This window comes from Rummeliibacillus pycnus (genome assembly GCF_050459865.1).
Lineage (GTDB): Bacteria > Bacillota > Bacilli > Bacillales_A > Planococcaceae > Rummeliibacillus > Rummeliibacillus pycnus_B.
The window spans coordinates 82,618-94,400 of the sequence record NZ_JBCMNM010000021.1; the positions used below are offsets into that span (position 1 = coordinate 82,618).

At 38.3% G+C, this 11,783-nt stretch carries 9 protein-coding genes; 8 read left to right on the plus strand and 1 reads right to left on the minus strand.

Features of this window, described 5'->3' with window-relative positions; translation table 11 throughout:
- Window positions 1-64: 64 nt before the first annotated feature.
- The 8 genes from ABE048_RS05775 to pyrE are packed head-to-tail and all read left to right on the plus strand — an operon-like array spanning window position 65 to window position 9,542.
- Window positions 65-946 carry an aspartate carbamoyltransferase catalytic subunit gene (locus ABE048_RS05775; protein WP_430309794.1) on the plus strand — a complete coding sequence of 294 codons (882 nt, stop codon included), beginning with the start codon at window positions 65-67 and terminating at the stop codon, window positions 944-946.
- Window positions 947-948: 2 nt separating this feature from the next.
- Window positions 949-2,226, plus strand: a complete 1,278-nt coding sequence (locus ABE048_RS05780; protein WP_430309795.1) for a dihydroorotase — start codon at window positions 949-951, stop codon at window positions 2,224-2,226.
- The gene (locus ABE048_RS05785) at window positions 2,223-3,326 is read left to right on the plus strand and encodes a carbamoyl phosphate synthase small subunit (protein WP_430309797.1); all 1,104 of its coding nucleotides are present in this window, start codon (window positions 2,223-2,225) and stop codon (window positions 3,324-3,326) included. The genes ABE048_RS05780 and ABE048_RS05785 overlap by 4 nt, the downstream gene beginning before the upstream one ends.
- Window positions 3,319-6,522 carry a carbamoyl-phosphate synthase large subunit gene (gene carB / locus ABE048_RS05790; protein ID WP_430309799.1) on the plus strand — a complete coding sequence of 1,068 codons (3,204 nt, stop codon included), beginning with the start codon at window positions 3,319-3,321 and terminating at the stop codon, window positions 6,520-6,522. Before ABE048_RS05785 ends, carB begins: the two co-directional genes overlap by 8 nt.
- On the plus strand, window positions 6,519-7,295 hold the full coding sequence (locus tag ABE048_RS05795) for a dihydroorotate dehydrogenase electron transfer subunit (protein WP_430309800.1): 777 nt from the start codon (window positions 6,519-6,521) through the stop codon (window positions 7,293-7,295). The genes carB and ABE048_RS05795 overlap by 4 nt, the downstream gene beginning before the upstream one ends.
- A complete protein-coding gene (locus tag ABE048_RS05800; RefSeq protein WP_430309801.1) occupies window positions 7,292-8,203 on the plus strand; it encodes a dihydroorotate dehydrogenase in 912 nt (303 codons plus the stop codon). The genes ABE048_RS05795 and ABE048_RS05800 overlap by 4 nt, the downstream gene beginning before the upstream one ends.
- Window positions 8,204-8,911: an orotidine-5'-phosphate decarboxylase gene (gene pyrF, locus ABE048_RS05805; RefSeq protein ID WP_430309803.1), complete on the plus strand. Its 708-nt coding sequence runs from the start codon at window positions 8,204-8,206 to the stop codon at window positions 8,909-8,911. It abuts the gene before it with no gap.
- A gap of 1 nt (window position 8,912) precedes the next feature.
- On the plus strand, window positions 8,913-9,542 hold the full coding sequence (pyrE, locus tag ABE048_RS05810) for an orotate phosphoribosyltransferase (protein WP_430309804.1): 630 nt from the start codon (window positions 8,913-8,915) through the stop codon (window positions 9,540-9,542).
- A gap of 313 nt (window positions 9,543-9,855) precedes the next feature.
- Here pyrE and ABE048_RS05815 read toward each other — a convergent pair whose 3' ends face one another.
- On the minus strand, window positions 9,856-11,550 hold the full coding sequence (locus ABE048_RS05815) for an Rqc2 family fibronectin-binding protein (RefSeq protein WP_430309806.1): 1,695 nt from the start codon (window positions 11,548-11,550) through the stop codon (window positions 9,856-9,858).
- Window positions 11,551-11,783: the final 233 nt, after the last annotated feature.

Here is an 11,783-nt window from a genome sequence, read left to right on the forward strand (position 1 = left end):
CCTTCCTCCGCCTCCTTGAATTACCAAGGGGGCTTTTTATTTCAACAATACTAGGAGGCACATGATGAAAAATCTACTGACAATGGAAAATGTATCTAACGAAGAGATCGAAGCAATTTTGAAACGCGCTAAAGAGTTTGAAGCGGGGGCAAAACCACAACTAGAAAGAGACTACTTAGTAGCAAACCTATTCTTCGAACCAAGTACTAGAACAAAAACTAGCTTTGAAACTGCTGAACGACGCTTAGGCACAACAGTGATACCTTTCGAAGCAGGATTTTCAAGTACATTAAAGGGTGAAACATTGTACGATACAGTGAAAACGTTAGAATCAATTGGTATGGATGCAGTAGTTATTCGTCATAAAAAGGATGCCTATTATGAAGAATTATTAGAAGGCATTAACGTATCTGTGATTAATGCAGGAGATGGAGCCGGACAACATCCTTCTCAATCTATGCTAGATTTATACACAATATTCAAAGAGTTCGGGAAGTTCGAAGGGTTAAATATTACAATCGCTGGAGATGTATCCCATAGCCGAGTCGCAAAATCAAATATTACAGCACTCCGTCGATTTGGTGCAAATGTTAATATTGTTTGCCCTCCTGAGTGGCAAGGAAAATACACGGAGGCTCATCATGAATGGGATGACCTCATCGAAACTAGTGATGTCATTATGCTACTCCGTGTTCAACATGAACGCGATGCAGCTTATGAAGGATTCACAACAGAAGGCTATCACAAGCAATACGGTCTTACAGTAAAACGTGAACAACAAATGAAGGCCGGTGCAATCATCATGCATCCAGCACCAGTGAATCGAGGAGTTGAAATTGATTCATCTTTAGTCGAATGTGACCGTTCACGAATCTTCAAGCAAGTACATAACGGTGTATTTGTACGAATGGCCATTGTTGAAACCATCTTAAAGGAGAGAAATTAACGATGACAAAACTTATTCAAAATGTACAGTTAGTAAGTGCAGCAGGGGAACTGACAGTAGGAGAAATTTTCATCGAGGACGGCAAGATTGCTGCAATCGGTGAAAACCTAGGTAAGCAAGCGGACGAAGTAATCGATGGTAAGGGCTACGTCGCTTCACCAGGTTTTGTCGATGTTCATGTTCATTTACGTGAACCAGGGTTTGAACATAAAGAAACAATCGCAACAGGATCCGCATCAGCAGCAAAAGGCGGTTTCACAACTATTTGTGCAATGCCAAACACAAAACCAGTACCAGACTCAGTTGAAAATCTAGATATGATAAATGGCTTAATCGAAAAAAGTGCAGTTGTTCGCGTGTTACCATATGGCTCATTAACAGTTGCACAATCAGGTGATGCTCGCACAGATTTAAAAGCATTAAAAGAGCATGGGGCAGTTGCCTTCTCAGATGATGGAGTAGGCGTTCAAGAAGCTGCAACAATGTTTGAACAAATGAAGGATGCAGCTGCGATTAACATGGCAGTTGTAGCCCATTGTGAAGATAACTCACTCATCTATGATGGGGTAATGCACGATGGAAAACGCAATAAAGAATTAGGGCTTCCAGGGATTCCTTCAATCTGTGAATCTGTTCAAATTGCACGTGATGTGCTTTTGGCCGAAGCAGCTGGAGCTCACTATCATGTGTGCCACGTATCAACAAAAGAATCTGTTCGTGTTGTACGAGATGCTAAAGCGGCTGGCATTAATGTGACAGCAGAGGTTTGCCCACACCACTTACTACTAGAGGAGATGGACATTCCAAGCGATGATGCCAATTGGAAGATGAATCCGCCTTTACGTGCAAACGATGACTGGAAAGCACTTCATGAAGGATTACTTGATGGAACAATCGACTGTATCGCAACTGATCACGCACCACATACCAAAGAAGAAAAATGCTGCGGTATGGTTGGAGCACCATTTGGTATTGTCGGATTTGAAACAGCATTTCCATTACTGTATACACAATTTGTGAAAACAGGAAAATGGACATTACGACAACTAATTGATTGGATGACAGTTAAACCTTCCAAACTCTTCAATTTACCTTATGGCACATTAGAAGTGGGAGCAGCAGCTGATCTAGTGCTAATTGACATAGAAAATGAAAAAGTTGTAGATGCTGAAGGATTTGTATCAAAGGGAAAAAATACACCATTTAACGGATGGAAAGCGACTGGCTGGCCAGTACTAACAATTTTTGAAGGTAATATTGTATGGGAGGATGCACAATGACAACAAGAAAACTGATTTTAGAAACAGGCGAAGTATTTGAAGGACAAGCTTTTGGTAGTGAAAAAGAATCGGATGGTGAAGTTGTATTCACTACAGGGATGACAGGCTATCAAGAAACACTTTCCGATCCATCTTTCTGCGGTCAAATTGTTACGATGACTTATCCATTAATAGGGAATTACGGTATTAACCGTGATGACTTTGAAACAATCACACCTTCAATCAAAGGTTTCGTGGTTCACGAATTAGCTAAAGCACCATCAAACTTTCGTAATGAAGGAACATTAGATGATTACTTCAAGTTAAAAGACATTCCTGGTATTGAAGGAATCGATACACGAAAACTAACTCGTTTAATTCGTAACGAAGGTGCTGTAAAAGGTTTTCTTTCAGCAGCTGGCGTAGAAGTGAATGTAGAAGAAGTAGTAAATCGTTTACGTAATACAACGTTTCCAATAGACCAAGTGGCTCAAGTATCTACTAAAAGTGCTTACCCATCTCCAGGACGTGGAAAACGCGTCGTATTAATGGATTTCGGTATGAAACATGGGATTCTTCGTGAGTTAAACAAACGTGACTGTGATGTCATTGTTGTACCATATAATACAACCGCACAAGAAGTTCTAGCTTATCATCCTGATGGCATTATGTTATCGAATGGACCAGGAAATCCACAAGATGTACCTGAGGCAATCGAAACAGTAAGAGAATTAATCGGGAAAGTGCCAATCTTCGGTATTTGCTTAGGACATCAATTATTCGGACTTGCATGTGGAGCGAAATCATTCAAACTGAAATTTGGACACCGTGGTGCGAACCATCCGGTAAAAGATCTTCGTACAGGTCGTACAGAATTAACTTCTCAAAATCATGGCTTTGCGATTGATAGTGATTCACTTGAAGGAACAGATCTGGAAGTTACTCATATTGCCCTAAATGATGGAACTTGTGAAGGATTACGTCACAAAAAATATCCAGTATTCACTGTGCAATATCATCCAGAAGCTTCACCTGGACCTGAAGATCCTAACCACTTATTCGATGAATTTATTGAGTTAATGATTAACAATACTAGAGAGGAGCAAGAACAACATGCCTAAACGTCAAGATATCAAATCCATTTTAGTTATCGGTTCCGGCCCAATCGTTATTGGTCAAGCAGCAGAATTCGACTATGCAGGTACTCAAGCCTGCCTATCTCTTAAAGAGGAAGGTTACCGAGTTATTCTGATTAACTCAAATCCCGCAACAATCATGACAGATACTGAAATTGCAGATAAGGTTTACATCGAACCAATTTCACTTGAATTTGTCTCACGTATATTACGAAAAGAACGTCCAGATGCTATCTTACCTACACTTGGGGGGCAAACTGGTTTAAATATGGCAATAGAGCTCCATGAATCAGGTATTTTAGATGAGCTAGGAATTGAAATTCTTGGTACGAAATTAAATGCGATTAATCAAGCTGAGGACCGCGACTTATTCCGTAATCTAATGTATAAACTAGATGTACCAACACCGGAATCAGAAATCGTCCACAACCTAGATGAAGCTGAAGCATTTGTTGAGAAAATTGGTTATCCTGTAATCGTTCGCCCAGCCTTTACTCTAGGTGGTACTGGTGGCGGTATTTGCTACAATGAACAAGATCTTCAAGAAATTGTTACATCAGGCTTAAAATATTCACCAGTAACACAATGTCTACTTGAAAAATCAATCGCTGGCTACAAAGAAATTGAATATGAAGTGATGCGTGACTCAAAAGACAATGCCATTGTAGTATGTAACATGGAAAATGTTGACCCAGTAGGAATTCATACAGGTGATTCTATAGTAGTAGCTCCTTCTCAAACACTATCTGACCGTGAATATCATATGCTACGTAATGTATCTTTAAAAATTATTCGTGCTCTAGGGATCGAGGGTGGTTGTAATGTACAACTTGCACTGGACCCAAATAGCTTTAACTACTACATTATCGAAGTAAACCCTCGTGTATCTCGTTCATCTGCTCTTGCTTCAAAAGCAACAGGGTATCCAATTGCCAAGCTAGCTGCCAAAATTGCAGTAGGCTTAACATTAGATGAGATGATCAATCCAGTAACAGGAAAAACTTACGCTTGTTTCGAACCAGCACTTGACTATGTCGTAGCGAAAATCCCACGTTGGCCATTTGATAAATTTGAAACAGCTAAACGTAACTTAGGTACTCAAATGAAAGCAACAGGGGAAGTTATGGCAATCGGTCGTAATTTTGAAGAAGCTATGTTAAAAGCTGTTCGATCATTAGAAACAGGGCATAAACATATAGAAATGAAAAATGCTGAAGAACTAACGGATGCCTGGATTGAAAAACGTGTTAAAAAAGCAGGAGATGAACGCTTATTCTTCTTGGGTGAGGCACTTAGAAGAGGGGTAACAATCGAACAAATCCATGAATGGAGTAAAATCGATTTATTCTTCTTAGATAAATTCAAAAATATCATTGATTACGAAACGACTTTAAAAGAAAATCCACAAGATATTGAAGTTTTACGTCATGCAAAGAAAAATGGTTTTGCTGATGAAACAATTGGGAAACTATGGGGTATGACAGGAGGTGAAGTATACGACTTCCGTAAAGAGCACGGCATCATCCCAGTTTACAAGATGGTAGATACATGTGCAGCAGAATTCGAATCTGAAACACCATACTTCTATGGCACATACGAAGATGAGAATGAATCAATTCGCTCTGAACGAGAATCAGTGATCGTACTTGGCTCTGGCCCAATTCGTATCGGACAAGGGGTTGAATTTGACTATGCAACTGTACACTCTGTATGGGCAATTCAAGAAGCAGGATACGAAGCAATTATCATCAACTCAAATCCAGAAACAGTATCAACAGACTTCTCAATCTCAGACAAGCTTTACTTTGAACCACTAACAATTGAAGATGTAATGCATATTATCGACCTCGAAAAACCAAAAGGTGTTGTCGTTCAATTCGGTGGTCAAACAGCGATTAATCTTGCGGATAAATTAGAGGCTCGTGGTGTGAAAATCTTAGGTACATCATTGGATTCAATCGACCGTGCTGAATCACGTGATCGTTTCGAGGAAGCACTTCATGAATTAGGCATTCCTCAACCAAAAGGTAAAACAGCTACAAATACACCAGAAGCAGTCGCAATTGCTGAAGCAATCGGCTACCCAGTCCTAGTGCGTCCTTCTTATGTACTTGGTGGTCGTGCAATGGAAATTGTCTATAACACAGATGAGTTAAAACACTATATGGAACATGCGGTTGAAGCATCTCCTGAGCATCCAGTTTTGATCGACCGTTACTTAACTGGTAAAGAAATTGAAGTCGATGCAATTTGCGATGGTGAAAATGTTCTAATCCCAGGGATTATGGAACATATCGAACGTGCAGGGGTTCACTCTGGTGACTCAATAGCAGTTTATCCGCCTCAAAACTTATCACAAAAACATATAGATACATTGGTGGATTATACAACAAGACTTGCAAAAGGTTTAGGAATTATAGGGTTGATGAATATTCAATATGTTATTTCAAAAGATGTTGTTTATGTAATCGAAGTTAACCCACGTGCGTCACGTACAGTACCATTCCTAAGTAAAATTACGAATATTCCAATGGCAAATGTTGCAACAAAAGCTATTCTTGGTCAATCCATTACACAACAAGGCTATCCAACTGGTTTAGCGCAAGCAAAAGATGGAGTGTTCGTAAAAGTCCCAGTATTCAGTTTTGCTAAACTTCGTCGTGTTGATACAACATTAGGACCTGAAATGAAATCAACGGGTGAAGTAATGGGTAAAGATAGTACACTTGAAAAAGCGCTATACAAAGGCTTTGTAGCAGCAGGTATGAAGATTGAAGATCACGGTGCAGTATTAATGACAGTGGCAGATAAAGACAAAGAAGAAGCAATCGCACTTGCAAAACGTTTTGTTGAAATTGGCTACTCAATTCTAGCAACGCCAGGTACAGCCGAAGCTTTAGCACAAGCAGGTATCCAAACAACGATCGTAGATAAGATTGGTTCAAATGGTCCGACATTACTTGATGTAATTCAGAATGGTAATGCACAACTTGTAATCAATACACTGACTAAAGGAAAACAACCAGCACGTGACGGCTTTAGAATTCGTCGTGAATCAGTAGAAAATGGAGTTGCTTGTCTAACTTCACTTGATACAGCCGAAGCGATTTTACGTGTAATTGAGTCAATGACATTCACAGCTAGTGCAATGCCAAAAGCAGAGTTAGAGGTGAACGCATGATTAAACAAGAAAGAATGAAAGTAGTTCGTCATAAACAAATAGCAGACGATATTTTTGAGCTGACCTTAATTGGTCAGCTTGCACTTGAAATGAAACAACCAGGTCAGTTCGTTCACATCCGTGTTTCAGATAGCTACGAACCTTTACTTAGAAGACCTATTAGTATCTGTTCTATTGATACAGAACATATGGAGTTTACAATGCTCTATCGTGCGGGTGGACGTGGTACGAAAATGCTCGCTTTAAAACAACCTGGAGATGAGGTTGATGTACTTGGACCTTTAGGCAATGGTTTCCCTGTAGAAGCTGCTACAGAGGGCGAAACGGCATTACTTGTTGGTGGAGGAATTGGCGTACCACCATTGTACGAACTTTCTAAACAACTAAATGCAAATGGTGTTCGTACAATCCATGTCTTAGGATTCCAATCATTTGAAAATGTTTTTTATGAAAAGCAATTTAATGAACTAGGCGAAACCTATATTGTTACGGCTGATGGAAGCTATGGCTCAAAAGGTTTCGTAACTGATTTATTAGCACAACTAGATCCAGCATTTGATGTTTTCTATAGCTGTGGTCCAATCCCAATGTTAAAAGCATTGGAACAAGCATTTCCGGATAAAAAAGGATTCCTATCTTTTGAAGAGAGAATGGGATGTGGAATCGGTGCTTGTTATGCTTGTGTTTGCGATACAACAGATGCAGTAGCACCAGATTATTTGAAAATCTGTTCAGATGGTCCAGTCTTCCCGAGAGGAGTAGTTGCACTATGAATCGATTACAAGTTGAATTACCAGGTTTATCATTGAAAAACCCAATTATTCCGGCATCAGGCTGCTTTGGTTTCGGTCAAGAGTTTGCAAATTTATACGACCTTTCCAAATTGGGCGCTATTATGATCAAAGCTACAACTTTAGAAACACGAAAAGGAAATCCAACACCTCGTGTAGCAGAAACTTCTTCTGGAATGTTAAATGCAATTGGTCTACAAAATCCAGGTTTAGCGCATGTAATGGAATATGAATTACCATGGTTAGAACAACATGATGTACCAATCATTGCAAATGTAGCTGGAACAGAAACCGCTGATTATGTAGCTGTCGCAGAAAAAATATCAACGGCTCCAAACGTTAAAGCTTTAGAACTTAATATCTCATGTCCAAATGTAAAATGTGGTGGTATTCAATTTGGTACGGATGCAAAAACTGCTGGCGAGTTAACTGCTGCTGTCAAAGCTGTATCAAGTGTTCCTGTATATGTAAAGCTATCACCGAATGTTACAAATATTGCTGAGATTGCAAAGGCGGTAGAAGCAGCCGGTGCGGATGGTCTTACAATGATTAATACGTTAATCGGAATGCGACTAAACCCGATTACAGGAAAACCAATTATTGCAAATGGAACAGGAGGATTATCAGGTCCAGCTGTTAAACCAGTTGCTATACGAATGGTTTACGATGTAAGCCAACAAGTGAAAATACCAATCATTGGTATGGGTGGTATTACGAATACTGAGGATGTAATTGATTTCTTATCTGCGGGTGCAAGTGCTGTAGCTGTTGGTACTGCAAACTTTGTGGATCCTTTTGTATGCCCAAATATTATAGATGAACTACCACAAAAATTAGACGAACTAGCATGCGAAAAAATAACAGATCTTATCGGAAGGAGCTATCGATAAATGACAAATAAGCCGATCATCGCATTAGATTTTCCTTCAGACAAGAATGTTTACAACTTTCTTTCTCAATTTCATGAACCATTATTTGTGAAAGTTGGCCTTGAGCTTTATTTACAAGAAGGTCCTTCCATCATCAAAAAAATAAAAGAGCAAGGACATGAAGTTTTTCTAGATTTAAAACTTCACGATATTCCAAATACTGTTAAATCAGCTATGAGAGGTTTAGCAAAACTAGGTGTAGATATTGTAAATGTTCACGCTGCAGGTGGAAGTACAATGATGAAAGCAGCTTTAGAAGGTTTACAAGAAGGTACACCTGCTGGAAAAAAACGCCCTGCATTAATCGCAGTAACACAACTTACTTCAACAAGTGAGGAACAAATGCAACAAGAGCAAAAAATTAAGACAACACTAGAAGAATCTGTTCTAAATTATGCTAAACTCGCAAAAGAATCAGGGCTGGATGGAGTGGTTTGCTCCGTTTTAGAGGCGAAGGCAATCGAAGAAATATGTGGCAAAGATTTTCTGAAAGTTACACCTGGGATTCGCTTATCTGGTGGTGCATCACATGACCAAAAACGTGTGGCAACGCCAGCATTCGCAAAAGAAAATGGATCAACACATATTGTCGTAGGACGCGCGATTACACAAGCTGATGATGTAGTAGAAGCGTATCACACAGTACAAGCACAATGGGGAGGACAATAACATGACAATACAAAAAGAAGTAGCACAAGGATTATTAGAAGTAGGGGCAGTTGAATTAAGTCCTAAAGATTTATTTACATGGGCATCTGGAATTAAATCACCCATTTACTGTGATACTCGACTTACTATTTCCTATCCTAAAGTACGTAAAACAATTGCGGCTGGTCTTGCTGCATTAATCAAAGAATACTTCCCTGAAACAGAAGTTGTTGCCGGTACTGCAACAGCTGGTATTCCACATGCTGCATGGGTAAGTGACATATTAGATTTATCTATGGTATATGTTCGTTCTAAACCAAAAGACCACGGTCGAGGCAATCAAACAGAAGGTAAATTACGCGAAGGACAAAAAGTAGTAGTTGTTGAAGATATCATTTCAACGGGCGGTTCAAGTATTACAGCCGTAGAAGCACTTCGCCGAGAAGGAGCAGAAGTGCTGGGTGTTGTCTCAGTCTATTCATATATGCTTCCTCGCGCACAAGAAAACTTCGATAAAGTAGGAGTACCATATAAAAGCCTATCAAACTTTGAAGCACTAGTAGAAGCAGCAAAAGAAAATGGTGCAATCCAAGAAGAAGATATTCCAGGATTACTTCAATGGCATGCAGATTTGAAAGCGGGAAAATTGTAATATCACTTTAAAATAGATAAAAAAATAAATCATTTTTTAAAGATCTTCTGTAATATGCAGAAGATCTTTTTTTGGCTATATCATATAGTGGTTGGGACAACCGTTGCATAAATTTTTTAATAAAAGTAGTGTTACCTAAAACAAATGGTAGAACTCCTTTTTTATTTTAAAGTACCAGTACTAAGTATCGACGTTTTTACATGTATATTCACATTTAGATTACTGATCGTTTTCTCTGTCATTTCTTCTTTTGGTATTCAAAAACAAAAAAACGATCAGATTACTTTATGTAAAGTGTAATCTGATCGTTTTATTAGTCTTGTTTTAATTTCATCACCAGTTCTTCGTCAGGAGTGACAAATATTGTTTTTTGCTCAAAATAAATCACAAAGCCCGGTTTTGCACCGCTAGGCTTTTTCACTTGGCGAATCTCGGTATAATCAACTGGAACCGATGAGGATTCTCGAGCTTTACTAAAATAAGCGGATAATGTAGCCGCTTCCCTTATAGTTTGTTCATCAGGATTGGAATCGTGTATAACGACGTGAGAACCTGGAATATCCTTCGTGTGCATCCATATTTCAGATTTTCTTGCAATTTTAAATGTTAAATAATCGTTTTGTTTGTTATTTTTACCAACAGAAATACGAGTACCTGTTGAAGAAATAAACGCTTCAGGTGCTGGTTTTGTTGGCTTTTTACGTCTTTTAGAAGCACGCATTTTCAAAAAGCCTTGTTCTGCTAACTCTTCCCGAATCTCTTCAATATCATGTGGTGAAGCTTGTTGGACTTGTTGCGAAAGCATTTCGAAATAAGCTAAATCTTCATTAGTTTTATCGATTTGTTTTTGCACCATGATTAGCGCATTTTTTGCTTTATTGTATTTTGTGTAATAGCTTTGTGCATTTTCAATAGGTGTTTTGCGTTCACTTAAAGGGATTTTCACTTCTGCACCATTTTCGTCATAATAATTGACAACAGAAACCTCCTTTACACCTTTTTCAAAGTTATAAAGGTTTGCCATTAATAATTCACCGAATAGTTGATATTGGTCTAAATTAGATGCATGATTTAAATCTTTTTGTAGCTTCTTTAATTTTAATTTCAGTTTACTAATCTCATTTTGTAGCCAACGTTCTAAGTCCCCAGCTTGTTGTTTTACCCGGTCACGTTCAGCTCTAGCGAAAAATACGCGATCTAGTAAAGCACTTAATGATGGATATGTTGTTGACTTGCCTTCCAAATGAGTTAAGGCAATTGGTGAAAACTGTGTTTTACCGTTTACTTCGATATAAGTCGGTTCACTCCCACCGTTAGTAAATTCATTTATAAATGAATGGAATAGTTCAGTTGTAGGTATTCCTCTTATTTCATCACGATGTAAAAATTCATTTGCATGTAAAGATGAAAACCCTGTGAAATGCTGTACAATTTCTTGTGCTGTTTTTTTGATAGCAAAAAATGTTTGTAATTCTTCATTAGTAACTTCTATAGGATTTACTTTGTCCTGTGAAGGAGGTGCTACATAAATTTGACCAGGAAGAACAGTTCGATAGCTGTTCAACGCAGGGGGTAAATGTTTTAAACTATCCACAATTTTTTGTGATTCTTTTTCAACTAAAATCAGATTACTATGTCGTCCCATGATTTCAGCATGCAATTCTCTTGTAATAGGGTCGCCAATTTCATTTTTACTTGTAATGGTTAATACAATTATCCGATCGCTATCAATTTGATGGATGGATTCGATAAAGCCACCTTCGATATGTTTTCTTAATAACATACAAAACATTGGTGGTTCTGCAGGGTTTTCTACTACTTGTTCTGTCAAATGTACGCGTGCGTAAGATGAGTGGATTGAAAATAATAATTTATGATTACTGCCATTTGCTCGTATTGTTAAAATAATTTCTTGTGCATTGGGTTGATGCACTTTAGCGATACGACCTGTGACAAGCTGTTGCAATTCTTTTGTCATTGCGAGTGTAAATAAGCCATCATATGCCATATGTAAATTCCTCTTTCAAAGCGTTTTGTTCTATCTTACCATTTTTTTAGAATGTATATGACTTTTACATATTTCAAATTGATAAATCAATCTAATACTTTACGGTTTAAGTCATTCAAAGTTTTCATATATGAATCAACTTCATAAATTTACGAACATTACAACACATGAATTTTTCACTATCAGATTAGGATATTTCGCTACAGACAGGCGCTTTCCGCGGGCAAGCATCA

What these genes read in the sequence shown, in the direction of transcription:
- carB (WP_430309799.1), top strand. Translation starts at nt 3,319, where the DNA reads ATGCCTAAACGTCAAGATATCAAATCCATTTTAGTTATCGGTTCCGGC.
- pyrF (WP_430309803.1), top strand. Translation starts at nt 8,204, where the DNA reads ATGACAAATAAGCCGATCATCGCATTAGATTTTCCTTCAGACAAGAAT.
- ABE048_RS05815 (WP_430309806.1), bottom strand. Translation starts at nt 11,550, where the DNA reads ATGGCATATGATGGCTTATTTACACTCGCAATGACAAAAGAATTGCAA.
- ABE048_RS05775 (WP_430309794.1), top strand. Translation starts at nt 65, where the DNA reads ATGAAAAATCTACTGACAATGGAAAATGTATCTAACGAAGAGATCGAA.
- ABE048_RS05780 (WP_430309795.1), top strand. Translation starts at nt 949, where the DNA reads ATGACAAAACTTATTCAAAATGTACAGTTAGTAAGTGCAGCAGGGGAA.
- pyrE (WP_430309804.1), top strand. Translation starts at nt 8,913, where the DNA reads ATGACAATACAAAAAGAAGTAGCACAAGGATTATTAGAAGTAGGGGCA.
- ABE048_RS05800 (WP_430309801.1), top strand. Translation starts at nt 7,292, where the DNA reads ATGAATCGATTACAAGTTGAATTACCAGGTTTATCATTGAAAAACCCA.
- ABE048_RS05785 (WP_430309797.1), top strand. Translation starts at nt 2,223, where the DNA reads ATGACAACAAGAAAACTGATTTTAGAAACAGGCGAAGTATTTGAAGGA.
- ABE048_RS05795 (WP_430309800.1), top strand. Translation starts at nt 6,519, where the DNA reads ATGATTAAACAAGAAAGAATGAAAGTAGTTCGTCATAAACAAATAGCA.